Raw genomic sequence first — 25,033 nt, forward strand, 5'->3', positions numbered from 1 at the left:
GGTCCACCGCGCACACGGCAGATTACCTACGATGACGGGCACGTACGATGCCCACCCGCGGGCGGTGTTCCGCGGCGGCACGTCATCAGGGCCGCTTCTGGGGAGGAAACAGCCGTGAGCACTGTGGTGTTCCGTCGGCTCCCGCGTCAGCCGGGGCCGGCCCTGCCGCGCGGCGAGGTGCTGCTGGAGTCGCCTCCCGAGCTGCCCGAGCCGACGCCCCGGGGGATGGGGCAGCTGCTCATGATCCTGCCGATGTTCTGCGGGGTCGGTGCCATGGCGTTCCTCTACGCCGGCAAGGGCGGCGGCATGATGACGTACGTCGCCGGTGGTCTGTTCGGTGTCTCGATGCTCGGCATGGCGATCGGCTCGCTGGCGAACAACGGTGGCAAGGACAAGGCCGAGCTGAACGCCGATCGCCGCGACTACATGCGCTACCTGGCTCAGATGCGCAAGCGCACCCGGCGGGCCGCCGAGCAGCAGCGGGCGGCGATGGCCTGGCGGCACCCGGAGCCCGACGCGCTCTGGTCGATCGCCGCGTCCCGGCGACTCTGGGAGCGGCGGATCACCGAGGACGACTTCGGGGAGACCAGGATCGCCCTCGGCCCGCAGCGGCTCGCCGTGGAGATCGTTCCGCCGGAGACGAAGCCGGTGGAGGACCTGGAGCCGATGAGCGCCATCGCGCTGCGCCGGTTCGTCCGTGCCCACTCCACTGTGCCCGACCTGCCCACGGCGCTGTCGGTGCGCGCGTTCAGCCGGGTGGTGCTGCGCGGCGACCGCGAGCCGGTGCTCGACCTGACCCGGGCGGCGCTGGGGCAGCTGGCCACCTTCCACGCGCCGGACGACCTGGTGATCGCGGTGGTTGCCGCACCCGACCGACAGACGTCCTGGGGCTGGGTCAAGTGGCTGCCGCACGCCCACCACAGCGGTCGCACGGACGCGGCAGGCGCGCGCCGGCTGGTCTTCGCCAGCCTGGCCGAGGCCGAGGCGGCGCTCAGCGCCGAGCTGACCGGGCGGCCCCGGTTCGCGCCGGAGGCGAAGCCACTGACCACGGCCGCGCACCTGATCGTGGTGATCGACGGCGGGGAGATCTCACCGACCTGTCAGCTGGTCGGCCCGGGGTTGCTCGGCGCCACGGTGATCGACCTCTCCGGGACGGTGCCGCGCGATGCCGGTCGCTGGCTGCTCTGCCTCGACGTGGGCGACGGAAGCTCACTCGACCTGGTCCGGGGCAGCTCGTCGTCGTCGTTGGGCCGGCCCGACCGGCTCAGCGCCGAGGCCGCCGAAGGGCTGGCCCGACAGATCGCCCCGTTCCGGCTCTCGCAGCAGCAGACCGGTGGCGACGAGCCGTTGGCGCGCAGCACGGAGCTGCCGGACCTGCTCGGCGTCGGTGACGCCGCCGCGGTGGACGTGCAGAACACCTGGCGTCCGCGTGGTCACCGTGACCGGCTGCGCATCCCCCTCGGTGTCGGCCCGGACGGCAACGTGGTCGAGCTCGACTTCAAGGAGTCGGCGCACGAGGGCATGGGCCCGCACGGTCTGGTGATCGGGGCCACCGGTTCCGGCAAGAGCGAGCTGCTGCGGACGGTGGTGGCCGCGTTGGCGGTGACCCACTCGTCGGAGGAGCTGAACTTCGTCCTGGTGGACTTCAAGGGCGGTGCGACCTTCGCCTCGCTGGAGGCGCTGCCGCACACCAGCGCGGTGATCACCAACCTGGCCGACGAGCTGCCGCTTGTCGACCGGATGCGCGACGCCCTCGCCGGCGAGATGGTGCGCCGGCAGGAGCTGCTGCGGGCGGCCGGCAACTACGTCTCCCGTTTCGAGTACGAGAAGGCGCGGTCGGCCGGTGAGCCGCTGGACCCGATGCCCAGCTTGTTGATCATCTGTGACGAGTTCAGCGAACTGCTCGCCGCCAAACCGGACTTCATCGACCTGTTCGTGATGATCGGCCGGTTGGGGCGGTCCCTCGGCGTGCACCTGCTGCTGGCCAGCCAGCGCCTCGAAGAGGGCAAGCTGCGGGGCCTCGACACGCACCTGTCGTACCGGATCGGTCTGCGGACGTTCTCCGCTGTCGAGAGCCGGATCGTGCTCGGCGTGCCGGACGCGTACGAGCTGCCGAACGCGCCGGGCCACGGCTACCTGAAGACGGACACCAGCACCATGCTGCGGTTCCGGGCCGCGTACGTGTCGGGGGCGTACCGCGCCCCGGGGCAGCAGGCATCCGCTTCGCAGGCGCTGGTGCAGCGGCGGATCGTGCCGTACGGCCTCGACTTCGTTCCGGTGCAGGTCCCGCAGGTGCCGGTGGACACCGCCCCGGAGCCGGAGCAGCCGGCCGACGGCAAGGCCGTGGCGATGCTCGACGTGCTGATCGACCAGCTCAAGGGTCGGGGCCGCCCGGCCCACCAGGTGTGGCTGCCGCCGCTGGCCGACCCGCCGGGTCTGGGTGAGCTGCTCGGCCCGCTGGCGGTCGACCCGACCTACGGGCTGTGCACCGCGTCCTGGCCCGGGCGCGGGCGGCTGACCGTGCCGGTCGGTGTCGTGGACCGCCCCTACGAGCAGCGTCGGGACCCGATGATGGTCGAGCTGGCCGGGGCCGGCGGCAACGTGGTCATCGTCGGTCGGTCGCTCAGTGGCAAGAGCACGATGCTGCGTACGCTGCTCGCCTCGCTGGCCCTCACGCACACGCCACGCGAGGTGCAGTTCTTCTGCCTGGACTTCGGCGGGGGCGCGCTGCGCAGCATGGAGCGGCTGCCGCACATGGCCGGGGTGGCCGGCCGACGCGACGTCGAGGCGGTCCGCCGGACGGTGGCCGAGGTGGTCGCGGTGCTGGACGAGCGGGAGGGCCGGTTCGCCCAGCACGGCATCGACTCGGTGGCGAGCTACCGCCGTCGTCGGGCCGCTGGCGAGTTCGCCGACGACCCGTTCGGCGACGTGTTCCTGGTGGTGGACGGCTGGAACACGCTGCGCCAGGAGTACGAGGAGCTGGAGCAGACCATCACCACGTTGGCCAACCGGGGCCTCGGCTTCGGTGTGCACGTGGTGCTCACCGCCGTGCGGTGGGCGGAGATCCGGATCAACATGCGGGACCTGCTCGGCACCAAGTTGGAGCTGCGCCTCGGTGACGCGTCGGAGTCCGAGATCGACCGCCGCGCGGCGAACAACGTGCCGGAGAAGTCACCCGGTCGGGGTCTGACCCGCGACAAGCTGCACTTCCTCACCGCCATCTCGCGGATCGACGGGCGTCGCGACATCGACGATCTGAGCGAGGCCTCGGTCTCCCTGGCCGGGCACGTGGCGGCGAACTGGCCGGGTCGTCCCGCGCCGAAGGTGCGGTTGCTGCCCCGCCGCCTGCCGGTGGCGGAACTGGCCCGGATCATCGACCGGTCGGCGCCCGGGATCCCGGTCGGTGTCAACGAGTCGGCGCTCGCGCCGGTCTACCTGGACCTGGCCAACGAGCCGCACCTGACGGTCTTCGGCGACGCGGAGTGCGGCAAGACCAACCTGCTGCGCCTGATCGCCCGGGGGATCACCGAGCGGTACACCCCGGCGCAGGCCCGGTTGGTGATCGCCGACTACCGGCGCGGCCTGCTGGGGGCGGTGGAGGGTGACCACCTGCTCGACTACGCGCCGTCGAACCAGGCGTTCGCCCAGGGGCTCGGGTCGATCCGCAGCGCGCTGTCCAACCGGCTGCCCGGCCCGGACGTGACGACCGCCCAGCTGCGCGACCGGAGCTGGTGGAAGGGCCCGGATCTGTACATCCTGGTGGACGACTACGACCTGGTGGCCTCCGGCGGGAGCAACCCGCTCAGTGCCCTGCAGGAGTTGCTGCCGCAGGCCCGTGACATCGGTCTGCACCTGATCATCACGCGCCGGGTCGGCGGTGTGTCCAGGGCGCTCTACGAGCCGGTGCTGCAACGGCTGCGTGAGCTGGACTCGCCGGGCCTGCTGATGTCCGGCAACCGGGAGGAGGGGGCGGTCTTCGGCACGTTGCGGCCGAGCCCGCAACCGCCCGGCCGGGGCACCCTGGTCCGTCGTCGCGACGGCCAGCAGTTGATCCAGACCGCCTGGTCTGAGCCAGCCTGAGCGCGGTCGGCCGTTCGGTGGGGGGTGGTGGGCTGTCCCGGCCCGATTCACCACCATCCATCGAACGGCACCGGCCAGGGCTGCGAGGGCTGGACAGGTTCCGCTACGGTCTTCACAGGAGTGTCCGTCGGTGGGGTGTTGCTGCCTTGCCGCGGGGGAGGGATGCGGCGAAGCCGCCACCACAACAGACGGAAGGGTGTGAAGCATGGCGTTCGAGGTCGAAGCTGCGACTCTGCATACCGCCGCGAGTGACGTGCGGTCCACGCGCAGCGAGGTCGACGGTGAGCTGAAGAAGCTGTGGAACGTCGTCGACGACCTGGCCATCGCGTGGAAGGGTCAGGCGTCCACGGGCTTCCAGTCGCTGATGACGCGCTGGAACGAGGACACCGTCAAACTGCTGACGGCGATGGACAGCATCGCTGACCTGCTCGACAAGTCGGGTACGACGCACCAGGTCAACGACGAGGAGCAGCAGCAGATGCTGGACAAGTTCCACTCTGCTCTCAACCCGTGATCCGTAGCCGGCAGAGGAGGAAATCGTGACGATCAAAGTTGACTATGCGGTCCTCGAGAGCAGCAACCAGCAGATGCAGGCCATCTCGAAGACCCTCGAGGAAAAGCTCGACACGCTGCGGTCGATGCTGACGAAGCTGCACTGGGACGGCGAGGACCGGGTTGCCTACGAGCAGCACCAGGCGAAGTGGGACGCCGCGGTCCGGGACATCAACCGGATCCTGAACGAGATCGGTGGTGCCGTGGGCATCGCCCGGGAGAACTACCTCACCACGGAGATGAGCAACTCCAAGGTGTGGAGCTGAGGCATTCGCACAGGCGGCTCCGGTCCGGTTCGCCCGGCCCGGAGCCGCTTTGTGTGTGGGCGTCGGCACCGCGTCGCGGTGCGCCGTTCAACCGGCGGTCGGTGCGTCGGTGCGTCGGCCGGGGCGCCAGTCGCGTCGGCGGCCCCGGGTCATGATCGGCCGGGCGACCAGCAGCAGCCCGGCGAGCAGCGCGCCGATGACCGCCGCCCAGATCGCGGTGGGGCGCTGCCAGCTCAGCGGGTCGTCCCGCACGGCCGGCGCCGGCAGCGCGCCGACGGGCGGGTTCGTCCGGGTGCCGAGCAGGCTCGACACCGCTCGGTACGGGTTGACCATTCCGTGGCCGATGTCGGCGTTCTGACCCTCGGGTGGGTTGTCCGCGGTGCGCTTCAGCCGATCCGCGACCTGCTGCGGGTTGAGACTCGGGTAGGCGGCCCGGACCAGCGCGGCCACTCCCGAGACGTACGCGGCCGCGTAGCTGGTCCCGCCCTCCGGCACGGTGCGGTAGCCGCTGTTTCCGGGCGCCGGCCCGACGATGTTCATTCCCGGTGCGGCGATGTCGACGTAGTCGCCGCTGATCGAGGTGCCGACGTGGCTGCCCTGCTCGTCCACGCCACCGACGGCGATCACGCCGGGATACGCGGCCGGGTAGCCCGGCAGGTTCTGGGAATCCTCCGACCGGTTGCCGGCGGCGGCGACCAGCACCACGCCCTTGTCCAGCGCCCGCTCGACGGCCGCCGTCAGCTCGGGGCGGGGAATCGTCGTGAGAGACAGGTTGATCACGTCGGCGCCCTGCGCGACCGCCCAGTCGATGGCTGCCGCGATCTGGGCGGGGAGTTGCGGATCGCTTACCGCCCCGAGCTGTGGCAGCACCCGGATCGGCAGGATGCGGGCGGCCGGGGCGATGCCGGTGAAGGGGACGACAGTGCCCTCCCGGCCCGCGATGATGCCGGCGATCAGCGTGCCGTGCCCGGCCTCGTCGCACTGGCCCTGCCGGGCCGGTAGGCCGTTGAAGTCGCGACCCTCGAGGACCTGCCCCTTGAGGAGCGGGTGGGCGGCGGAGACTCCGGAGTCGATCACGGCCACCGTGACCCCGGCGCCCCGGGACAGCGGCCACGCCGAGGACGGCTCCAGGCGGCGTAGCGCCCACGGCATCTGGGTCAGGCCGTCGGAGCCGGGGGGACCGCACAGCGGCGGTGCCGCCGCCGCGGGGGAGGGTGCCACCAGGCCAGCGCCGAGCACTGCCGCCAGCGTTCCACTGAGGACGCCGCGAAGGGCACGTCGGGACGAGGTCGCGCTCAACGGCGGGCATTCGCGCACCCGCAAAGGTTACCGCCGCTGCCGTCGGGCAGCGGCCCCCGGTGACGAGGTCAGGCCCGGGGGTTCGCTTTCGCGGTGGGGGTGTCGGCGAACAGCGCGAGCAGGTCGCCGACCTGTCGGTCGGCCTCGGCCGGGTGCCGGAACCGGCCGGCCGGGTTGAGGGTGTACTCGTTGCGTCGTCCGACGCGGGTGCGGTGCAGGTAGCCGCCCGCCTCCAGGTCGGCCACGATCGCCTGCGCGGCGCGTTCGGTGACCCCGACCTCGGCCGCGACGTCGCGTAGCCGGGCGGTGGGATTGCGGGCGATGGCCAGCAGGACGTGCCCGTGATTGGTGAGGAACGTCCAGTTCCGCCCGCCGTCGGTGTCGCCCGTCACAGTGCTCGCCATCGTTGACCGCCCTTCCGGATGTCCGCCTGCTCGCGGAGAGTCTTGTCCGCCCCGCCCTGGGAGGGTTGCCCAGGGGGCGACCGGGGTCAACGTATGAAATCTAAATCACGCATACCTTGACGCATCTTAGCGTGCGTGTGACGGTGGAGCGCGACTGAGCGCCCGCCGCCCGGTCGGCGGAAAGTCGGTCTGACCAGGTGAGATGCGTCGAGACGAGGTGCGGGATGAGTCATGCCGGGAACGCCGGTGGTCAGCCGGGTACGCAGCGGACCACCGATCGAGCGCCAGTGCTCAGTGAGCCGAGCCGGGCGTACGCCGAACTGGTCGCCGGCAATCGACGCTTCGTCGGCGGCGCGCCACACCATCCCAACCAGGACGCCGGGCACCGGGCCGCCGTCGCCGACGGGCAGCACCCGTTCGCGGTGATCGTCGGCTGCTCCGACTCCCGGCTGGCCGCCGAGATCATCTTCGACCGCGGGTTGGGTGACCTGTTCGTGGTCCGCACGGCCGGGCACACCGCCGGCCCGGAGGTGCTCGGCAGCGTCGAGTACGCGGTGACAGTGCTCGGCACTCCGCTGGTGGTGGTGCTCGGTCACGACCTGTGCGGTGCGGTGCAGGCCGCCCGGGAGTCCGCCGCGACCGGCACCGCGCCGAGCGGCCACCTGGGCGCGGTGGTCGACGCCGTGCTGCCCAGCCTGCGCCGGGCCGAGGCCGAGGGCGTGGACGACATCGACGGCATCGTCGACATCCACATCGCACAGACCGTCGAGACGTTGCTCGGGCAGTCCCCGGTGCTGGCCGACGAGGTGGCCCGGGGGCGGTGCGCGGTGGTGGGGATGTCCTACCGGCTGGCCGCCGGGGCGGTGCGCCCGGTTGCCGCCGTGCCGGCTGGCTTCGCGACGCTGGACACCCCGGCCGACCCGGCTGCCCCTGCCACCGTGTGACATGACGAGGGCCGCTCCGCGTCACGCGGAACGGCCCTCAACCGGGGTCGTACGGGTCAGAGCAGCGACATGTGGACGTGGTCGGTGTGGTTCGACGGCCCGCTGTACGAACTCCAGCCGGTGGCCGGGAACCAGATCTGCCGGTTCCAGATCACGTAGTAGATGCCGAGCCGGTCGGCGTTACGGATGAGGAACGCGGCGACGTTGTTGCCGTACGTCCGGGTGTCGTTGTTGTGCCACGGGGAGAAGCCGCTCTTCTGCAGCGACCAGTCGCAGGCGCGGCCCTTCGGGTGCTCCCACGGCCCGCCGGGGCGGTAGCAGCCGACGAACCGGTTGAAGCCGGCCCGCTTGACCTCCTTGTACGCGTGCAGCGTGCGGGGGGTGACGCAGCCGGACGTGGTGGGGTCGTTCTCGCTGCACGACTGGGGCTTCCAGTCGCCGTCGGCGGTGCGACCCGGGCCGATCTTCGCGACCGGGGAGGTGGCGTCCACCAGGCCGCCGGTGAAGCCCTTGCCGCCGACGAGGGAGAGCGCCTTGTCGGCCTCGCTCTTCCGCTTCGCCATCAGGGCGGTCTGCTTCTGCTGCTCGCGGACCTCGGTGTCGAGGGCCAGCTTGGCCTGCTCGGCGCGGGCCTTCACCTCGTTGACCTCGGAGAGCTTCTTCTCGTTGACCATGTTCATCTCGTCGAGCACCGCGGCGCGCTGGACGAACGAGTCGGGGGCGTCGCTCTCCAGCAGCATCGCGATCGCGCCGATCCGGCCGGTCCGGTAGGCCTGGGCGGCGATCTGCCCGACCTGCGGGGCCAGTGCGGCCAGGTCGGCGTTGGCCCGGTCGACCTCGGCCGCCAACTCGCTCTGCCGCTTCTTGGATTTGTCCAGCTTGGACTTGGCGGCGGAGTAGTCGCGGTTGGCCTGCTCGATGACGTCGTTGAGCAGCTTGGGCTCGCCGTCCTCCTCGTGCCCGGACGGTGTGGGGTTCGTCGGGGCGGCGTGCGCCGGGAGTGGCCCGGCGAACACGGTCAGTGCGGCGATCACGGCCACCACGGGTGTCAACCAGCGGCGTAGGGGTGCCGTCACAATGTTCCCTTCCGTCGACCGCCGACCGGGTTAGCTGACGGGTTCGGGGCGGAAGCGGCCCCTACCGCTGACGCGGATTCACCCCACGTACCTGGGTCCCCGGCTCGCCGGTTGGCGATTGGGCGGTGGCACCGCAGGCGCCGCTTCGCGCCTTCATCGGTGACCGGCAGCGAGGTTACCCGAGAGTCGACCGGCTGAGCTACGCCTGGATGCCGACCAAAAGCGTCATTTCGCCATAGCGTTGAGTGACCAGTGACGTGGTTCTCAGGGTGGTTGCCCGATCTGGTCACGCTGAGGAGTGTCACCATGCCGTATCCGTGCTCCTGTTCGACTCCGGCCACCGGTCGGCGGCCTCGGGTGGGGGTGCGGCCCGCTGCCGGTCCGGCTTGTTGGAGCCGGCCGTTCGCGGTGAGCTGAGGGCGGCGAGTGCCTCGCTGCGGTCCGGCTGGGGGCGCGCGGCGGGAGCGTCGGCCGGCGGCACGGCGTCGGTACGCCCGGCGGCGGTCACCACCGCGGCCAGCCCGGTGGTCAGCGGCACGGCGGCGATCAGACCGAGGGTGGCGACCGCGCTGCGGACGATCTCCTGGGCGAGGAACTCACTGGTGAGGATCTGCCCGATCGGTCGCGCGTCGGCGGTGAGCAGGAGCAGCAGGGGCAGCGACGCGCCCGCGTACGCCAGAACGATGGTGTTGACAGTGGAGGCGATGTGCGCGCGGCCGACCCGGGTGGCCGCCCGGTACAGCTGCAACCGGGTGAGGCCGGGGTTGGCGTTGGCCAGTTCGGTGACGGTGGCCGCCTGGGTGACCGTCACGTCGTCGAGCACCCCGAGCGATCCGATGATGATCCCGGCGAGCAGCAGTCCGTGCAGGTCGACGTCGCCCTGGAACATCGACAGGGTGGTGGCGTCTTCGCTGCCGAAGCCGGTGAGGTGGGTGGCGGCCGTGGCGATGGTGGCGAGTACGCCGGTCAGCACCAGGCTGCCCAGGGTGCCGAGCACGGCGACCGAGGTCTGTGCGGTGACCCCGTGCGTCAGATAGAGCACCACGAACATGATCAGGGCGGCGCCGACCACCGCCACCAGCAGGGGTGACCTGCCGGCACCGATACCCGGCAGCACGAAGGTGAGCAGGATGGCGAAGCTGGCGGCCAGTCCGGCGAGCGCGGCCAGACCCCGCCACCGACCGAACGCGACGATCGCGGCCGCGAAGACCACCGCCAGCCAGATCATCGGGGTGCCGCGTTGGTGCTCGGCGATGTTCCAGTTGCTGGTGCTGGGATCGGTGGGATCGGTCAGCTCGACCAGGATGACCTCGTCGCCGACCTCGACCCGGGGTGCGCCGGGCCCGTCCGGCACCGGCGTCCGTACCTGCTGGCCGGCGGTCGGCCCGTCGTCCACCCGGACGTCGACGGTGCCGCACCGTCCGTTGCCGACCCTCGGGGTGCCCTCGGGGACCGACGGCGCCGGCGGGCACGGCTCGTTCACCACCCGGGTGACAGTGCCGGGGTAGCGCGGCACGTCAGCGCCGCCGTCGGTCTGCGGTGACCCGCCGCGCGGCCAGAGCAGCACCGCGGCGAGCACGGTGGCGACGAAGAGGGGTACCACCGTCACGACGAGGATCCGTCGCACCCTCGGTGGGGCGGACGGAGCCGGGCGGGTGTGGTCGGAACCCAAGGCGAGACTCCCAACGATCCGGTGCGGGGTACGGGTCAGCGAGCCGGGCGGTTCACCGTTTCGGTGGAAACGCGGCGGTCGGCGGGACGATTCGCTGCCTGACGACCGCTTGATCACGGACGGTCAGTGCTCGGCCCGGCCGGTCGGAGCCGACGTCACGTCGTGGCGGCGACAGTGCCCGACTGTGCGGCGGCATCCGGAGGGCCATCGGGGGAGATGCTAGCCAGCCCGTGGCGGGGTCGCAGGTCGTGGCGGAGTGTCGGTGACCGAATCGCTCGCGTGGCGGCCCTCGGACCGGCATGTTGGAGCTATGCCCGCTCCGTCGCCGTCCGACCCCGACCATCGGCACGCCGGACCGGTGCCGCACGAGAGGCCCGCCGGGCATTCCGATCATTCCGGGCACGACAAGCACGCCGGGCACGATCCGGCGATGTTCCGCCGCCGGTTCTGGGTCTGCCTGGTGTTGACCGTCCCGGTGGTGCTGACGAGTCATCTCGTGTCGGACCAGCTGGGCCTGGCCTTGGACGACGTCCCCGGCCGGTCCTGGGTGGGCCCGGTGCTCGGCTCGGTGGTGTTCTGGTGGGGCGGTTGGCCGTTCCTGGTCGGCGCGGTCCGGGAGGTGCGGGACCGGGCACCGGGGATGATGCTGCTGGTCGCGATGGCGATCACCGTCGCCTACACCGCGTCCCTGGCGACCAGCGTCGGCGCGTTCGACCTGGACTTCTGGTGGGAGTTGGCCGCGCTGGTCACCATCATGCTGCTCGGGCACTGGCAGGAGATGAAGGCCATCGGGCAGGCCCGGGGGGCGCTGGCGGCGTTGGCCGCGCTGCTACCGGACGAGGCCGAACGGGTGGCGGCGGACGGTCGGGTCGAGGCGGTGCCGGTGGCCGGTCTGCGGATCGGCGACGTGGTGCTGGTCCGGCCGGGAGGTCGGGTGCCGGCGGACGGTCGGGTCGTCGAGGGCGGCGCCGAGCTGGACGAGTCGATGATCACCGGCGAGTCGCGACCGGTCGTCCGGTCGACGGGCGACCGGGTGGTGGCCGGCACCGTCGCCACCGACTCGGCGATCCGGGTACGCGTCGAGGCGGTGGGTGAGCAGACGGCCCTCGCCGGCATCCAGCGGATGGTCGCGCAGGCGCAGGGCTCGGGTGGGCGCGCCCAGTTGCTGGCCGACCGGTTCGCCGCCGCGCTGTTCTACCTGGCCACCGGCACCGCCGTGCTGACCGTGCTGGTCTGGACCGCGCTCGGTCAGCCGGACGAGGCGGTGGTCCGTGCGGTCACCGTCCTGGTGATCGCCTGCCCGCACGCGCTGGGTCTCGCCATCCCCCTGGTCGTCGCGCTCTCCACCGCGCTCGCCGCGCGGTCCGGGATCCTGGTCAAGGACCGACTGGCGTTGGAACGGATGCGGACCGTCGGCGCGGTGCTCTTCGACAAGACCGGCACCCTGACCCGGGGCGAGCACGGGGTGACCGACCTGGTGACGGTGCCTGGCGTCGAGCGGGACGAGGTGTTGCGGATCGCGGCCGGCGTCGAGTCGGAGAGCGAACATCCGTTGGCCCGGGCGATAGTGGCGGCGGCCGGGTCGACCGGCCCGGCCCGTGCCGCCGAATTCCGGTCGCTGCCGGGCCGCGGGGTGCAGGCGACCATCGACGGTACGCGGTACGCGGTGGGCGGGCCGACGCTGCTGCGGGAGCTGGACGTGTCGTTGCCGGCCGAGCTGGAGGTGGCGACCGGGCGGTGGTCGGCGCGGGGTGCCGCGGTGCTGCACCTGGTGCGGCTGCCGGACGCCGTGCTCGGTGCGTTCGCGCTGACCGACGAGGTGCGTCCGGAGGCCCGGCGCGCCGTCGACGAGCTGCGGGCCGAGGGTGTCCGCACCATCGCCATGATCACCGGTGACGCGCGGTCGGTGGCCGAGGCGGTCGCCGCCGACCTCGGGTTCCGGCCCGGCGTCGACGAGGTCTTCGCCGAGGTGCTGCCGGCGGAGAAGGACGATCGGGTGGCCGACCTGCAGCGGCGGGGGTTGGTGGTGGCGATGGTGGGCGACGGGGTGAACGACGCGCCGGCGCTGGCCCGAGCGGACGTGGGCATCGCCATCGGCGCGGGCACCGATGTGGCGATCGAGTCCGCCGGGGTGGTGCTGGCGTCCTCGGACCCGCGCGGGGTGGGTGCGGTGGTCCGGCTGTCCCGCGCGTCGTACCGGAAGATGCGACAGAACCTGGCCTGGGCGGCCGGCTACAACGTGGTGGCGCTGCCGCTGGCCGCCGGGGTGCTGGCCGGGGCCGGCGTGACGTTGAGCCCGGCGGTGGCCGCGGTGCTGATGTCGGCGTCCACCATCGTGGTGGCGCTCAACGCGCAGTTGCTGCGGCGGGTCCGTCTCTATCCCGTGCCGGACTGACGCCCGTCAGCCGCGCTTCATGAGCCGGCCGACCGCCGCCATCATCTCGGTGGCCATCTCGTCGGCCCTGCCCTCGGCGGCGCCCTCGTGCATGCAGTGCCGGGCGTGCCCGTCGAGCAGCCCGAGGGCCACCTTGTCGAGGGCGGCCTGGATCGCGGAGATCTGGGTGAGCACGTCGATGCAGTAGCGGTCGTCGTCGACCATCTTCTCGATGCCCCGGACCTGCCCCTCGACGCGGCGGAGCCGCGCGAGCAGCTGGTCCTTGCTGGCGGTGTATCCGCGGATCGGGGTGGGTGCGGTCATGCCGACCAGGATAGCGTACCCCTGGGGGGTATGGTACGGTCGTGTTCCGGTTGGATACCCCCACCGGGTACCGGTACCGTAAAGGAGACGATCCGATGGTCAACACGACGTACCAGGTGCAGGGCATGACCTGTGGGCACTGCGTCAGCGCGGTGAGCGCCGAGGTCGGTGCCATCGCTGGCGTGTCAGACGTCCAGGTCGACCTCGCCTCCGGCCGGGTCACCGTCAGCAGCGATCAGCCGCTGGACACCGCCGTCGTCCGGGCCGCCGTCGACGAGGCCGGTTACGACCTCGTCGACGCGTGATCGGAGGGCCGGCGTGCGTACCGTGACGAAACTGGCCGGGTTCGCCGTCGGCCTGACGGCGGTCTTCGGCGCCACCTACGGGATCGGCCGGGTCGTCGACCCCGCCCCGGTCGCCGAGAGCCGGCACGACACTGCCGCCGCCCCGCCGGCGGACGAGCACGGCGGGGCGGCCGACCAGCTCCCCGGCGGGCTGCTCGTCTCCGAGAACGGCTACACCCTCGAACCGGTCGACGCCCCGGCCGGCGAGTTCGCCTTCCGGATCGCCGGCCCGGACGGCCGACCGGTCACCCGGTACGAGGTGGCGCACGACAAGCAGATGCACCTGATCGTCGCCCGACGGGACCTCTCCGGCTTCCGCCACGTCCACCCCGAGCTGGCCCCGGACGGCACCTGGCGGGTCGACACCCCGGTGGCCGGCCCCGGGCAGTGGCGGGCGTTCGCCGACTTCACCCCGATCGGGGGTGAGCCGCTGACCCTCGGCGTCGACGTGACAGTCCCCGGCGAGCTGACCGAACGGCCGTTGCCCGCCCCGGCGACCAGCACCACCGTCGACGGCTACACGGTCACCCTGACCGGTGCGCCGCAGCCGGGCCGCACGTCGTCGCTGACCCTGAGCGTCAGCCGGGACGGGCAGCCGGTCACCGACCTGGAGCCCTACCTGGGCGCGTACGGGCACCTGGTGGCGCTGCGCCGGGGTGACCTGGCGTACCTGCACGTGCACCCGGACGGGACGCCAGGCGACGGGCGTACCCAGCCCGGCCCGGCCGTCACCTTCCTCGCCGAGGTGCCCTCGGCCGGCAGCTACCGGCTCTACCTCGACTTCAAGCACGGCGGGCAGGTGCGCACCGCCGAGTTCACCGTCGTCGCCGGCGCTGCCCCGGCCGGAGACGTCAGCGGCCCGAGCGGGCCCGCGCCGACCGGCACGACCGACCACGGCACCCCCGGGCACGGACACAACTGACGGGACCAGACGATGACCACCACCAGCAGACCGCTGCCCGAGGCGCCGAACCGGATCGAACTCGCGATCAGTGGGATGACCTGCGCCGCGTGCGCCGCCCGGATCGAGAAGAAGCTCAACCGGATGGACGGGGTGAGCGCCACCGTCAACTACGCCACCGAGAAGGCGACAGTCCGGTACGCCGACGACGTCACGCCGGACGACCTGATCGAGACCGTCCAGAAGACCGGTTACACGGCGGCGCTGCCGGCCCCGCCCAGCGCGGAGCCTCCGGTCGACCCGTTGCGGGGCCCGCGTACCCGGCTCTGGGTCTCGGTGGCCCTGAGCGTGCCGGTGGTCCTGCTGGCCATGGTCCCGGCCTGGCAGTTCGACTACTGGCAGTGGCTGTCGCTGACCCTGGCCGCCCCGGTGGTGGTCTGGGGCGGGTTGCCGTTCCACCGGGCCGCCTGGACGAACCTGCGGCACGGCGCGGCCACGATGGACACACTGGTGTCGCTCGGCACGCTGGCCGCGTTCGGGTGGTCGCTGTGGGCGCTCTTCCTCGGTGACGCGGGGATGCCCGGGATGACGCACCCGTTCCGCTTCGACATCACCCGCACCGACGGCGCCGGCAACATCTACCTGGAGGCGGCCGCCGGGGTCACCGTGTTCATCCTGGCCGGCCGCTACTTCGAGGCCCGGTCCAAGCGCACCGCCGGTGCCGCCCTGCGGGCCCTGCTCGACCTCGGCGCCAAGGACGTGGCGGTGCTGCGCGACGGCGTGGAGACCCTGATCCCGGTGGACCGGCTCGTCGTCGGCGACCGGTTCGTGGTCCGCCCCGGCGAGAAGATCGCCACCGACGGGGTTGTCGACGAGGGCACCTCCGCTGTCGACGCCAGCATGCTCACCGGTGAGTCGGTGCCGGTCGAGGTGGCCCCGGGCGACGGCGTGGTGGGCGCGACGATCAACGCGGGCGGGCGGCTGATCGTCACCGCCACCCGGGTCGGCGCGGACACCCAGCTGGCCCGGATGGCTGACCTGGTGGAGCAGGCGCAGAGCGGCAAGGCGGCGGTGCAGCGGTTGGCGGACCGGATCTCCGGAGTGTTCGTGCCGATCGTCATCACCCTCGCCGTCGGCACGCTGGGCTGGTGGCTCGGCACCGGGGCGGGCCCGACCGCCGCGTTCACCGCCGCCGTGGCCGTGTTGATCATCGCCTGTCCGTGCGCGCTCGGCCTGGCCACACCGACCGCGCTGCTGGTCGGCACCGGCCGGGGCGCCCAACTCGGCGTGCTGATCAAGGGACCGGAGGTGCTGGAGTCGACCCGCCGGGTGGACACCGTGGTGCTCGACAAGACCGGCACCGTGACGACCGGCCGGATGACGCTGGTGGACGTGGTGCCGGCCAGCGGTGTGGACCGGGCCGAGCTGCTCCGGCTCGCCGGGGCGGTGGAGGCCGCCTCCGAGCACCCGATCGCCCATGCGGTCGCCGTCGCGGCCACCGATGCGGGCGTGCTGCTCCCGGTGACCGGCTTCGGCAACCTCGAAGGGCTGGGGGTGACCGGCACTGTCGACGGCCGGGCCGTGCTGGTCGGCCGGGTGCGGCTGCTGCGCGAGCGCGGGTTCGACGTACCACCGGAGGTCGAGTGGGCAGTGCGTGACGCGGAGGCCGCCGGCCGGACGGCGATCGTCGCCGGCTGGGACGGGCGGGCGCGCGGCGTGCTCGCGGTCGCCGACGTGGTCCGGCCGAGCAGCCGGGCGGCGGTGGCCCGGCTGCGCGGGCTGGGGCTGACCCCGGTCCTGCTCACCGGGGACAACACCACAGTGGCTCGTGCTGTCGCCGCCGAGGTGGGTGTCGACGAGGTGATCGCCGAGGTGCTGCCGGCCGGGAAGGTCGACGTGGTCAAACGGCTCCAGGCCGAGGGGCGGTCGGTGGCGATGGTGGGTGACGGGGTGAACGACGCCCCGGCACTGGCCCAGGCCGATCTGGGGCTGGCCATAGGCACCGGCACCGACGTGGCGATCGAGGCGGCTGACCTCACCCTGGTCCGGGGCGACCTGGACGCCGCGGTGGACGCCATCCGGTTGTCCCGACGCACGCTCGGCATCATCCGGGGCAACCTGTTCTGGGCGTTCGGCTACAACGTGGCGGCCCTGCCGTTGGCCGCCGCCGGGCTGCTCAACCCGATGATCGCCGGTGCCACGATGGCGCTCTCGTCGGTCTTCGTGGTGGCCAACAGCCTGCGGCTGCGTCGCTTTCGTCCGGCCGCTGCCGATCTGTGACGACGGTGACGGTTGAGCCGGTGACAGTGGGGGTACCTCTGTGGTTGTAGCGACGCTGGCAATGGAGGTTGGCAATGGGATTCGACGACAAGATCAACAACGCCACCGAGGACGCGACCGGCAAGCTGAAGGAAGGCGCCGGTCGGGCCACCGACAACGAGCAGCTGGAGGCGGAGGGTCGCGCTGACCAGTCCACCGCCAAGCTCAAGCAGGCGGGCGAGAAGATCAAGGACGCCTTCAAGAGCTGACGTACGACGTAACCCGCACGCCGGGCCGGTGATCATCACCGGCCCGGCGTGCTGTGTGTCCGGGCCTTTTCGTGACCCTGAGATCCCCCTGATTCCGCTTTCGTCCCACCCTGCCGCGCGCCGGCACCTGCTAACTTTCCTTGGCATGTGCAAGGGCTGGTTATGAGCACCGCTCCACCGCCGACCGGCGACGACCTGGTCCGGGTGCTGGCCACCCTGGCCAACCCGCACCGACTGCGGGTCGTCGCCGCGCTGGCCCGCGAGCGTGCGTACGTCAGCGGGCTGGCCCGGCAACTGGGCATCAGCCGGGCGCTGTTGCAGGTTCACCTACGGAAGCTGGCGGCGGCCGGGTTGGTCACCGCTCGCCTGGAGTTGTCGGAGGACGGGAAGGCCATGAACTACTACGAGGTGGAGCCGTTCGTGCTCACACTCACCCCCGCGGTCATCGCGGCGGCCGTCGAGACGCTGACCGTGCCCGACTCGGGCGAGCAGCCAGGAGCCCCGCGATGAGCGAGCACGACTGGACCGAGGTGGTCGGCGCGATCGGCATCTTCGGCTTCCTGATCAGCGTGGTCACCGTGACCGTCGTCCAGATCGCCAAGACCCGGCGGGCCCGGTACGAGGCGGCCCGCGCGGACGACTACCGCCGGCTCGCCGAGACGGCCGCGCAGGCCCAGGCGGAGAACACCCGACTGCTCGCGGCGATGGATGGCCGGCTCGGCGGGATGGAGACCCGGATGACCACGCTGGAACGCGTCCTGCGCGAGGTCGACTGACCCGGCGGGCGAGAGGCCCCGGGCCGTCGAGCGGCTACTCGACGGCCCGGGTGGAAGCAGCATCACCTCGCCCAGTGGGCGAGTTTCACCGGCAACGCTCCTTCGAGGAGAGGACAGCACCTCATGCTGCGCGTACGCAAATCCGCAGTGGGCTGGGCGGTCGCCCTGGCCCTCACCGCCGCCGGCCTGACCCCGGCGAGCCCGGCCGCCGCCCGACAACAGTCCGCCCCGACGATCGACTGGCGGCCCTGCGCCACGGACGCCAGCGCCGAGTGCGGCACCCTGTCGCTGCCGGTGGACTGGGACCGGCCCCGGGGTGAGCGCTTCGACCTGTCGTTGGCCCGCCGGGTCGCCGACCCGTCCACCCGGCAGGGCGCGCTGGTCTTCGGCCCCGGAGGTCCGGGCGACAGCGGGGTCGACCGGGTGGTGAACGGCAGCTCCCGGTTCAGTGCCGACCTGCGTGCCCGGTTCGACATCGTCAGCTTCGACCCACGCGGCACCGGCGGCAGTCACCCGGTGATCTGTGCCCGGGACCTGCTCGCCCGGCAACCGCAGCTGATCGCCGACCAGGCCCAGTTCGATGCCGTCCTGGCCAACAACACGCTGCTGCGCGCCGACTGTCGGGCCCGCACCGGGGCGCTCTACGACCACGTCGACAGCACCAGCGCCGCCCGTGACCTGGACGCGGTCCGCGCCGCGCTCGGCGAGCGGCAGCTGACCTTCCACGGCAGTTCGTACGGCACGGTGCTCGGGCAGCGGTACGCCGAGCTGTACCCCGACCGGGTCCGGGCCATGGTGCTGGAGGCGTCGATGGATCACAGCCTCGGCACCCGCGCCTTCCTGGACACCCAGGCAGTCACCGCGGAGGGCGCGTTCGACGAGTTCCTGGCCTGGTGCGCCCGCTCGGTCGACTGCGTCCTGCACGGTCGCGACGTGCGCGCCAGCTGGGCCGGGCTGCACGCCCGGGCGGAGCGGGGCTCACTGCCCGACCCGGACCGGGCCGGGGCGGCGCTCGCCCCGTTCGAGTTGAGCCGCCTCGCCCACAAGAAGCTCTACGACACCTGGCGGTGGCCGGAGCTGGCCGAGTGGATCGTCCGACTGGAAGGCACCGCCACCACGTCCAGCGTCCGCCCGCTGGCGGACGAGGCCGTGGCTCCGTACCCCTTCGCGGTTTTTTGTCAGGACTGGAGCCTGCCGGTCCGGGACTACCGGGAGTACGTCGGGCACCTGGGACGGGCGGCCCGGCTCGCGCCGGACCTGCGCTACCCGCCGGCGCTGTTCGCCCTGGTCACCTGCCTGGGCACACCGACGCCGGTCGCCAACCCGCAGCATCGGCTCCGGGTCCGCACCGAGGTGCCGCTGCTGCTCGCCGCCACCGTGCACGACCCGGCCAGCGGCTACGGCTGGGCGCGCAACGTGGCCCGACAGTTGGGCCGACACGGCGCGCTGCTCACCTATGACGGGTGGGGACACGGCAGCTACACCAGCAGCCCGTGCGTGGCACGAGCCGTCGACGCCTACCTGATCGATCAGGCGGTGCCCGCTCGGGGCGCCAGCTGCCCGGCCATCGAACCCGAGATGTGACCGCAGCCGTTGCCGGCCGTCGGGCGGTCGCGCCACCCGACGGCCGGCAACGGTGTGCTCAGCGGCGTCGGGTGGCGCGGACGACCACGTCGTTCAGCGGGGCCTCCCGGCCCGGCATCGAGCGGCGCTGCTCCTCGGCGGTGACGATCTCCCAACTGGCGCCGTCCAGGCCGGCGGTGATGTCCGCGAGGGTGACCGACGCCTCGTCCGGCGGGTGGTGCCCATGCCCATGCCCCTGCTCGGTGGCTTCGGAGCTGTGCAGGTGCCCGACGATCAGCAGGGTGCCGCCGGGTGCCACCCACCCGGCGATGCGCTGGTAGAAGTCCAGCTGCGGCATCGCGGGGTGCGCGTAGTGCGTGGTGACCAGGTCGAACGGCGTCTCCGGGGCCCAGGCCGTCAGGTCCGCCGCCACCCATCGCACGTGGTCAGACACCCCGCTCTCGGCCGCGCGTTCGGCGGCCCGGGCGAGGGCGACGGGGGCGATGTCGACGGCGGTGACCTGCCAGCCGTGGGAGGCGAGCCAGATCGCCTCGGCACCGGCACCGCACCCGGCGTCCAGCGCCGAGCCCGGCGACAGGCCGCCGGTCTCCCGGGCCAGGTACGGGTGTGCGGGGCTGGTGCTCATCGCGCCGGGACGGCCGGGGTGCGCCTGCTGCCAGTGCCGCTCCCAGTAGTCCCTGTCGAACTCGTGCTGCTCGGTCATCGCTGCCTGCTCCTTCGCGCGTCGCCCACGACTGTGACCGGGCACCGGGGCAATGTGCAAAGTTAATTGCCGAAATGGCAAGATGTCGCCGGTCACTCCTGGCCGGTCAGCCGGGCCGCCCGCACCTCCAGGTACCGCTGCTCCGGTCGGCTCGTGGTGCCACGCGCCGCGGCCAGGTACGCCTCCCGCGCCGCACCGACCTCCCCGGCCAGCTCCAACAGGTGAGCCCGGACGGCGGCCAGCCGGTGGTGTCCGGCCGTGCGGTCGTCGGCGTCCAACGGCGTGAGCAGGGCGAGCCCGGCCCGGGGCCCGTCGACCATGGCCACCGCCACCGCCTGGTTCAGGGTCACCATCGGGTTCGGCGCGACCCGGGCCAGCAGCCGGTAGAGCGCCACGATCTGCCGCCAGTCCGTCTCGGCCGCCGTGGGGGCTTCGGCGTGCACCGCGGCGATCGCCGCCTGGAGCTGGTACGGGCCCGGTGGCGACCAGGTCAACGCCTCGGTGATCAGCGCGACCCCCTCCGCGATGGCGGCGGCGTCCCACCGGGAGCGGTCCTGCTCGGCCAGCGGCACCAACTCTCCGTCCGGCCCCACCCGCGCCGCCCGGTGCGCGTCGGTCAGCAGCATCAGCGCCAGCAGCCCGGTCACCTCACCGTCGTCGGGCAGCAGCCCGCGCAGGATGCGGGCCAGCCGGACCGCCTCGCCGGTCAACTCGGCCCGGCGCAGGTCCGGGCCACTGGACGCGGTGTAGCCCTCATTGAAGATCAGGTAGAGCACCCGCAGCACCGCCCCCAGCCGCTCGGCGCGCTCCGCCGGCCCGGGCATGGTGAACCGGGCCCCGGCGGCCTCGATCCGCTGCTTGGCCCGCCGGATGCGTTGGCTCATCGTCGCCTCGGGCACCAGGTGCGCCCGGGCGATCTGGGCGGTGCTGAGACCACCGACCGCCCGCAGGGTGAGCGCCACCTGCGCCGACCCGGGCAACGCCGGGTGGCAGCAGAGGAACAGCAGCGTGAGGGTGTCATCGTCGGCCGGAACGTTGGGCTCCGCGTCGGCCGCCGGCGCCACCCCGGCGTACGCCGGCTCGCGTCGCGCCACCGCCACCTCGCGGTCCCGGCGCGCGCTCTCGCTGCGCCACTCGTCGGTGAGCCGGCGGGTGGCCACGGTGAGCAACCAGGCGCGCGGATTGTCCGGTACGCCCTGCCCGGGCCACTGCGTCGCGGCGGCGAGCAACGCCTCCTGGACCGCGTCCTCGCACCTGTCGAACTGTCCGTGCCGACGGACCAGCAGGCCGAGGACCTGCGGCGCGAAGGTGCGCAGCAGGTCCTCGACCGTCCGGTCCCCGGTCACATCTCCGTCCCGGCCTCATCCATGATCGGGCGGACCTCCATCGCGCCGCCGTACCGGACGTCCGGCCAGCGGGCGGCGATCTCGGCAGCCCGCTGCGGGCTGTCACAGTCCACTGCCAGGTAGCCCGCGAACTGCTCCTTGCTCTCCATGAACGGACCGTCGAGAACCTCGGGGCTGCCATCGACGAGTCGGACCGTCAACGTCTGCGACGGATTGGCCAACGCCTGGCCGCCGATCAGCTCGCCGGTCTCGGTCAGCTCCTTCATGATCTCGTCGACCTCACCGAAGAGGGCGGTGCGATCCTGCTCGCTCAGCCCCTCGGTGAAGCCGGGCCGGTTCCAGATCAGCAGCATGTACTTCACGGCGATGCTCCTCAGGCTCAGGTCGCACCCCGATCGGGGCGCGGCTCACCGGAGGGTCGGAGCCATTCCCCCGATCCCTACCGCGTACCGAAGAAAAGCGCAGAAACCTGCGCCGAGGGCGGTCCCACGCCGCAGCGTTCAGCGCGGATCGGGTCGACCGGGCACCTGCCGGGGTTTCCGACCGCCGCCGACGTCCAGTGACGCCCGGTCGGCGGCCGAGGTGCCGGACGACCAGCCCTCGGCGTCGCGCACGCTGAGCCGGCGCCGGGTGACCCCGGGGAAGAGCGTGTCCAGCCGCTCCCGGACCGCCTCGCCCCGCGCCGCGAGCACCGGCAACAACCGTTCCGCCCCGGCCGTTGCCTGGTCCGCGTCGGTTGCCGCATCCGTGGCCGCCTCGGTGGCCGTCCGCAGCCGCTCGCCGATCCGCAGCGCGAACGCGTTGAGGAAGGACTCGTCCCAGACCTTCGTCCGCCGCCCCGACCCCGGCCGCCGCTCGGCGCGCCCGCGCAGCATCGCCGCAGTGGCCTGGACCAGCAGCGACGTGTAGAGCAACTCCACCGCCACCAGGTCGGCGGGCCAGCCCAGCACGGTCGCGAAGCCGAGATCGTCGGACCAGACCGCCTCGCACCGGTTCGCCGCCGCCACCTCCTGCACCAGCAGCGCCTTCGCGCCCGCGTACGGGGTGTCGGTGCTCAGCCGCACCCCGCCGGGCAGGTCGCCGCTCTCCGCCCCGGCGGCCAGCAGCGCCTCGTCGATGCTGTGCCGGGCGATCAGCTCCTGGGCCTTACCGGTCAACGCCTCCGCCTCCGCCGGAAAGGTGGTCGACTCGGCCTTGGCCAGCAGCGCGCGTACCCGATCGAGCATCGGTGACCCGCTGCGAGCCGGGCCGGCGGCGCGCGACAGCGCCGCGCCGCTGGTGCCCGGCGGTGGGCGCAGCACGGCGATCGGCGGCAGGCTCTCCACCAGCGCGAGAGTGTCCACTGCGGTCCGGAGCGCGTCCGCCCGGTCCAGCCCCTCCCGGGCCGCCCAGCTGGTCAGCACGCTGCGGTCGTCACCAGTGGTTGCCGCCAACGCGCGTAGCTGATCGTCCCACCAGGCCGGGACCGGCTCGGCCTGATCGCGGCGCTGAACCGCCATCGCGTGGCGGACCAGCCGGGCCGCCCGGGCGTCGAGCCGCCGACCGGTGATCCGGTCCACGTCGACTGGCTGCCACCCGCGCAGCCACAGCTGGCCGAGAGCACGGACCAGGCGACGCAGCAGTGCCTCGTCCACAGCCGTGGTGCCGTCCGCGACGCCGGTACCGACCATCAGGTGGTCCAGCTGCCGTTCGGCGTGCCGAACGTCAGTGCCGCGTACCGCCGCGAGCGCACTGGCGACGAGTTCGTCAGCGTCCGGCACGGGCACCTCCTTCTCGGGATCACGCTGTCGCTGCACCTCGGGCTCCGGCCGTCGCTGCCTCTCCAGGCTCCATGATCATGCCGTCCGTGGCCCGGGAGTCGCGAAACGGGGAGGTCATCGGCCATCCGACCGTCCGCCCGACCTTGATCAACACGGTTTCCTGGAAGTCGCGGTGTGCCACTCGGCCGGACACCCCAGTTTCACCAAACCCGTGTTGATCACTCCTCGCGCGGTCGCCCGTCCTCGGCTTCGCCGGCATGGTTCGTCTGGTCCGGGGTAATTTGAGGCCGGCCTGACGCGGATGCGAGGTGTGGTGGTGGCCGATCTCCCCCTGCCAAGCGCACGCACCGCCGACGTGCGTTCCTCCATTCTCGTCGGCGTCCTGATCGGCATCGCGATCATGGCGGCGGTGGACGAGATCGTCTTCCACCAACTGCTCGCCTGGCACCACTTCTACGACCGCTCCACCCCCTCGGTGGCGCTGCTCTCCGACGGGCTGCTGCACGCCGCCGAGGTGATCGCCCTGGTCGGTGGGTTCTTCTGGTTCGCCGACCTGCGTCGGCGGGGTGCCCTGTCGAGCCGGCTGGCCTGGGGTGGTTTCCTGCTCGGCGCCGGCGGGTTCCAACTCTTCGACGGGATCGTCGACCACAAGGTGCTCCGGCTGCACCAGATCCGCTACGGCGTCCACCTGGTGCCGTACGACGTGGTCTGGAACCTGGCCGGCGCGGTGCTGCTGCTGGCCGGCGTCGCTGTCGTCTGGTGGGCCGGGTCCCGTCGGCCCGGCGGCGACCCCCGAGCCGTCCGGCCCGATGGCGGCCCTCGGTGACCGTGGCCGTGCCGCTGGCGCACGCCGGGCACGGTGCGGCCGGGCCGGCCTGGCTCCCGCTGTTCCCGGTCGCCGTGCTGGCGGGCGGCTACCTGTTGGCCGCCGTCCGCGACCCACGGGGTTGGGACCACCGGCGCACCGCCGCCTGGCTGGTCGGCTGCGCCCTGCTGGCGCTCGCCGTCGGCCCGCTCGCCCAGACCTCCGGTGACCCGCGCGGGCACATGGCACAACACCTGCTCCTCGGCATGCTGGCACCGCTCGGGCTGGTGCTCGGCGCCCCGGTGACGCTGTTGCTGCACGTCGCACCTGCGCCGATGCGCCGGCTGGTGGGCCGGCTGCTGCGTGCCCGCCCGCTGCACCTGCTCGCCCACCCGGTCACCGCCGCGCTGCTGAGCACCGGCGGGTTGGCGCTGGTGCTGCTCACCCCGCTGTACGCGGCGGCCGAACGCCACCCCGCCCTGCACCATGGCGTGCACCTGCACTACCTGGCCGCCGGGTACCTCTTCGCCTGGTCGTTGGCCGGGCCGGACCCGGCGCCGCGTCGCCCCGCACTGGCGGTACGGGTCGGCGCGCTCCTGACCGCCGCGGCCGGCCACGCCGTGCTGGCCAAGTACCTGTACGCCCAGGCCGAAACCCTGCCGCCCGGCCTCACCGACCGGGACCCGGAAGCGTTCCGCTCGGCGGCCCAACTCATGTACTACGGCGGTGACCTGGCCGAACTCCTCCTGGCCGTGGCCCTCTTCCCCACCTGGTACCACTTCCGTCGCCCCCGGACCCGCCCGTCGCCGCCCGCGTCGATCAAGAGGTTGGCGTCGCCACGGGCGGAGCCCTGACACCACACTCCTGATCAACACCGTGGTGGTATGTGTGTGGCGCACAACCCGCTGCTAACCTGGGTGGTGCAGGAGGCTCTCGCTTGAGGGTTCCCGCAACCGCCTTAGGGCCCGCTCACGCGGGCCCTTCGTGCATCTGGCGGGCTGTGGGCGACCAGCACCAGGAGTGGGTACCGCCGCTGCTCGACCCAGGACCAGAGCTTTTCGTTCGCCGCCGCCTCGCCTGGATCGTGACCTGTGCCGTTGACCATCCGGCGATACAGGAAGGTCACCCGATCCACGGCCTGCACCAGCCGCGAGGCGTGCGACGGCGCGAGGCCGTAGCGGTCGACCCCGCGCAAGATGATCGTCACATCGTGGGCGCCGATGGTCTTCATTGCGCCGTTGTAGACGGCGACCTCGTCGAGGGCCGTACTCAACGGTGTACGACTCGTCCAGATA

General features: G+C 72.5%; 24 protein-coding genes and 1 riboswitch. Of the genes, 14 read left to right on the forward strand and 10 right to left on the reverse strand.

Going from position 1 to position 25,033, the window contains the following annotated elements:
• Window positions 1–114 precede the first annotated feature (114 nt).
• From eccCa to ACX27O_RS03550, 3 genes are all read left to right on the forward strand, one after another.
• Window positions 115–4,080, forward strand: a complete 3,966-nt coding sequence (eccCa, locus tag ACX27O_RS03540; protein WP_458938925.1) for a type VII secretion protein EccCa — start codon at window positions 115–117, stop codon at window positions 4,078–4,080.
• A 205-nt stretch (window positions 4,081–4,285) separates the two neighbouring features.
• Window positions 4,286–4,594 carry a WXG100 family type VII secretion target gene (locus ACX27O_RS03545; RefSeq protein ID WP_030329557.1) on the forward strand — a complete coding sequence of 103 codons (309 nt, stop codon included), beginning with the start codon at window positions 4,286–4,288 and terminating at the stop codon, window positions 4,592–4,594.
• Between the two features lie 25 nt (window positions 4,595–4,619).
• Complete coding sequence (locus ACX27O_RS03550; RefSeq protein ID WP_030329555.1) at window positions 4,620–4,898, forward strand: WXG100 family type VII secretion target; 279 nt, start codon at window positions 4,620–4,622, stop codon at window positions 4,896–4,898.
• Between the two features lie 87 nt (window positions 4,899–4,985).
• Here the strand turns inward: ACX27O_RS03550 and mycP are convergent, their stop codons facing one another.
• Together mycP and ACX27O_RS03560 are read right to left on the reverse strand one after the other, a co-directional pair.
• The gene (mycP, locus tag ACX27O_RS03555; protein WP_357639713.1) at window positions 4,986–6,215 is read right to left on the reverse strand and encodes a type VII secretion-associated serine protease mycosin; all 1,230 of its coding nucleotides are present in this window, start codon (window positions 6,213–6,215) and stop codon (window positions 4,986–4,988) included.
• A 50-nt stretch (window positions 6,216–6,265) separates the two neighbouring features.
• On the reverse strand, window positions 6,266–6,601 hold the full coding sequence (locus tag ACX27O_RS03560; RefSeq protein ID WP_030329551.1) for a helix-turn-helix transcriptional regulator: 336 nt from the start codon (window positions 6,599–6,601) through the stop codon (window positions 6,266–6,268).
• Window positions 6,602–6,825: 224 nt separating this feature from the next.
• Here ACX27O_RS03560 and ACX27O_RS03565 point away from each other — a divergent pair, with 224 nt between their 5' ends.
• A complete protein-coding gene (locus ACX27O_RS03565; RefSeq protein WP_210864952.1) occupies window positions 6,826–7,545 on the forward strand; it encodes a carbonic anhydrase in 720 nt (239 codons plus the stop codon).
• Between the two features lie 56 nt (window positions 7,546–7,601).
• On the opposite strand, the gene ACX27O_RS03570 is transcribed toward ACX27O_RS03565, so the two are convergent.
• Entirely contained in the window at window positions 7,602–8,621 is a 1,020-nt protein-coding gene (locus ACX27O_RS03570) for a coiled-coil domain-containing protein (RefSeq protein ID WP_030329547.1), read from the reverse strand.
• A gap of 4 nt (window positions 8,622–8,625) precedes the next feature.
• A riboswitch (cyclic di-AMP (ydaO/yuaA leader) is annotated at window positions 8,626–8,756 on the reverse strand.
• 166 nt (window positions 8,757–8,922) lie between these two features.
• Window positions 8,923–10,293, reverse strand: a complete 1,371-nt coding sequence (locus ACX27O_RS03575) for a YibE/F family protein (RefSeq protein WP_030329545.1) — start codon at window positions 10,291–10,293, stop codon at window positions 8,923–8,925.
• A 430-nt stretch (window positions 10,294–10,723) separates the two neighbouring features.
• Here ACX27O_RS03575 and ACX27O_RS03580 point away from each other — a divergent pair, with 430 nt between their 5' ends.
• The gene (locus tag ACX27O_RS03580) at window positions 10,724–12,688 is read left to right on the forward strand and encodes a copper-translocating P-type ATPase (RefSeq protein ID WP_209444507.1); all 1,965 of its coding nucleotides are present in this window, start codon (window positions 10,724–10,726) and stop codon (window positions 12,686–12,688) included.
• Between the two features lie 6 nt (window positions 12,689–12,694).
• Here ACX27O_RS03580 and ACX27O_RS03585 read toward each other — a convergent pair whose 3' ends face one another.
• Entirely contained in the window at window positions 12,695–12,991 is a 297-nt protein-coding gene (locus tag ACX27O_RS03585) for a metal-sensitive transcriptional regulator (RefSeq protein ID WP_030329541.1), read from the reverse strand.
• Window positions 12,992–13,086: 95 nt separating this feature from the next.
• Here ACX27O_RS03585 and ACX27O_RS03590 point away from each other — a divergent pair, with 95 nt between their 5' ends.
• The 7 genes from ACX27O_RS03590 to ACX27O_RS03620 all read left to right on the forward strand — a co-directional run bounded on the left by ACX27O_RS03590 (window position 13,087) and on the right by ACX27O_RS03620 (window position 19,124).
• Complete coding sequence (locus tag ACX27O_RS03590; RefSeq protein WP_030329539.1) at window positions 13,087–13,296, forward strand: heavy-metal-associated domain-containing protein; 210 nt, start codon at window positions 13,087–13,089, stop codon at window positions 13,294–13,296.
• A gap of 13 nt (window positions 13,297–13,309) precedes the next feature.
• The gene (locus tag ACX27O_RS03595) at window positions 13,310–14,257 is read left to right on the forward strand and encodes a hypothetical protein (RefSeq protein WP_458938927.1); all 948 of its coding nucleotides are present in this window, start codon (window positions 13,310–13,312) and stop codon (window positions 14,255–14,257) included.
• A gap of 12 nt (window positions 14,258–14,269) precedes the next feature.
• Window positions 14,270–16,516, forward strand: a complete 2,247-nt coding sequence (locus ACX27O_RS03600) for a heavy metal translocating P-type ATPase (protein ID WP_458938928.1) — start codon at window positions 14,270–14,272, stop codon at window positions 16,514–16,516.
• Window positions 16,517–16,590: 74 nt separating this feature from the next.
• Window positions 16,591–16,764, forward strand: coding sequence for a CsbD family protein (locus ACX27O_RS03605; RefSeq protein WP_036410891.1), 174 nt, complete (start codon window positions 16,591–16,593; stop codon window positions 16,762–16,764).
• Between the two features lie 162 nt (window positions 16,765–16,926).
• Window positions 16,927–17,274: an ArsR/SmtB family transcription factor gene (locus tag ACX27O_RS03610; protein ID WP_030329532.1), complete on the forward strand. Its 348-nt coding sequence runs from the start codon at window positions 16,927–16,929 to the stop codon at window positions 17,272–17,274.
• Window positions 17,271–17,540 (forward strand): hypothetical protein, encoded by a 270-nt coding sequence (locus ACX27O_RS03615; protein ID WP_030329531.1) that lies wholly within the window; start codon window positions 17,271–17,273, stop codon window positions 17,538–17,540. The genes ACX27O_RS03610 and ACX27O_RS03615 overlap by 4 nt, the downstream gene beginning before the upstream one ends.
• Window positions 17,541–17,663: 123 nt before the next feature.
• The gene (locus ACX27O_RS03620) at window positions 17,664–19,124 is read left to right on the forward strand and encodes an alpha/beta hydrolase (protein ID WP_458938929.1); all 1,461 of its coding nucleotides are present in this window, start codon (window positions 17,664–17,666) and stop codon (window positions 19,122–19,124) included.
• Between the two features lie 58 nt (window positions 19,125–19,182).
• On the opposite strand, the gene ACX27O_RS03625 is transcribed toward ACX27O_RS03620, so the two are convergent.
• From ACX27O_RS03625 to ACX27O_RS03640, 4 genes are all read right to left on the reverse strand, one after another.
• Window positions 19,183–19,827, reverse strand: coding sequence for a class I SAM-dependent methyltransferase (locus tag ACX27O_RS03625; protein WP_458938930.1), 645 nt, complete (start codon window positions 19,825–19,827; stop codon window positions 19,183–19,185).
• Between the two features lie 92 nt (window positions 19,828–19,919).
• On the reverse strand, window positions 19,920–21,173 hold the full coding sequence (locus ACX27O_RS03630; protein ID WP_458938931.1) for an RNA polymerase sigma factor: 1,254 nt from the start codon (window positions 21,171–21,173) through the stop codon (window positions 19,920–19,922).
• Complete coding sequence (locus tag ACX27O_RS03635) at window positions 21,170–21,526, reverse strand: YciI family protein (protein ID WP_245233552.1); 357 nt, start codon at window positions 21,524–21,526, stop codon at window positions 21,170–21,172. Before ACX27O_RS03635 ends, ACX27O_RS03630 begins: the two co-directional genes overlap by 4 nt.
• A gap of 147 nt (window positions 21,527–21,673) precedes the next feature.
• Window positions 21,674–22,933 (reverse strand): DUF2786 domain-containing protein, encoded by a 1,260-nt coding sequence (locus ACX27O_RS03640; protein WP_036410967.1) that lies wholly within the window; start codon window positions 22,931–22,933, stop codon window positions 21,674–21,676.
• 316 nt (window positions 22,934–23,249) lie between these two features.
• Here ACX27O_RS03640 and ACX27O_RS03645 point away from each other — a divergent pair, with 316 nt between their 5' ends.
• Both ACX27O_RS03645 and ACX27O_RS03650 read left to right on the forward strand, forming a co-directional pair.
• Window positions 23,250–23,759 (forward strand): DUF2243 domain-containing protein, encoded by a 510-nt coding sequence (locus tag ACX27O_RS03645; RefSeq protein ID WP_030329522.1) that lies wholly within the window; start codon window positions 23,250–23,252, stop codon window positions 23,757–23,759.
• On the forward strand, window positions 23,756–24,592 hold the full coding sequence (locus ACX27O_RS03650; RefSeq protein WP_358124371.1) for a cytochrome c oxidase assembly protein: 837 nt from the start codon (window positions 23,756–23,758) through the stop codon (window positions 24,590–24,592). Before ACX27O_RS03645 ends, ACX27O_RS03650 begins: the two co-directional genes overlap by 4 nt.
• A gap of 104 nt (window positions 24,593–24,696) precedes the next feature.
• Here the strand turns inward: ACX27O_RS03650 and ACX27O_RS03655 are convergent, their stop codons facing one another.
• Complete coding sequence (locus ACX27O_RS03655; protein WP_458938932.1) at window positions 24,697–24,969, reverse strand: hypothetical protein; 273 nt, start codon at window positions 24,967–24,969, stop codon at window positions 24,697–24,699.
• Window positions 24,970–25,033 lie beyond the last annotated feature (64 nt).

The organism is Micromonospora sp. SD19 (assembly GCF_054462275.1).

What these genes read in the sequence shown, in the direction of transcription:
- ACX27O_RS03545 (WP_030329557.1), top strand. Translation starts at nt 4,286, where the DNA reads ATGGCGTTCGAGGTCGAAGCTGCGACTCTGCATACCGCCGCGAGTGAC.
- ACX27O_RS03560 (WP_030329551.1), bottom strand. Translation starts at nt 6,601, where the DNA reads ATGGCGAGCACTGTGACGGGCGACACCGACGGCGGGCGGAACTGGACG.
- ACX27O_RS03565 (WP_210864952.1), top strand. Translation starts at nt 6,826, where the DNA reads ATGAGTCATGCCGGGAACGCCGGTGGTCAGCCGGGTACGCAGCGGACC.
- ACX27O_RS03580 (WP_209444507.1), top strand. Translation starts at nt 10,724, where the DNA reads ATGTTCCGCCGCCGGTTCTGGGTCTGCCTGGTGTTGACCGTCCCGGTG.
- ACX27O_RS03585 (WP_030329541.1), bottom strand. Translation starts at nt 12,991, where the DNA reads ATGACCGCACCCACCCCGATCCGCGGATACACCGCCAGCAAGGACCAG.
- ACX27O_RS03590 (WP_030329539.1), top strand. Translation starts at nt 13,087, where the DNA reads ATGGTCAACACGACGTACCAGGTGCAGGGCATGACCTGTGGGCACTGC.
- ACX27O_RS03600 (WP_458938928.1), top strand. Translation starts at nt 14,270, where the DNA reads ATGACCACCACCAGCAGACCGCTGCCCGAGGCGCCGAACCGGATCGAA.
- ACX27O_RS03605 (WP_036410891.1), top strand. Translation starts at nt 16,591, where the DNA reads ATGGGATTCGACGACAAGATCAACAACGCCACCGAGGACGCGACCGGC.
- ACX27O_RS03610 (WP_030329532.1), top strand. Translation starts at nt 16,927, where the DNA reads ATGAGCACCGCTCCACCGCCGACCGGCGACGACCTGGTCCGGGTGCTG.
- ACX27O_RS03615 (WP_030329531.1), top strand. Translation starts at nt 17,271, where the DNA reads ATGAGCGAGCACGACTGGACCGAGGTGGTCGGCGCGATCGGCATCTTC.
- ACX27O_RS03620 (WP_458938929.1), top strand. Translation starts at nt 17,664, where the DNA reads ATGCTGCGCGTACGCAAATCCGCAGTGGGCTGGGCGGTCGCCCTGGCC.
- ACX27O_RS03625 (WP_458938930.1), bottom strand. Translation starts at nt 19,827, where the DNA reads ATGACCGAGCAGCACGAGTTCGACAGGGACTACTGGGAGCGGCACTGG.
- ACX27O_RS03635 (WP_245233552.1), bottom strand. Translation starts at nt 21,526, where the DNA reads ATGCTGCTGATCTGGAACCGGCCCGGCTTCACCGAGGGGCTGAGCGAG.
- ACX27O_RS03655 (WP_458938932.1), bottom strand. Translation starts at nt 24,969, where the DNA reads ATGAAGACCATCGGCGCCCACGATGTGACGATCATCTTGCGCGGGGTC.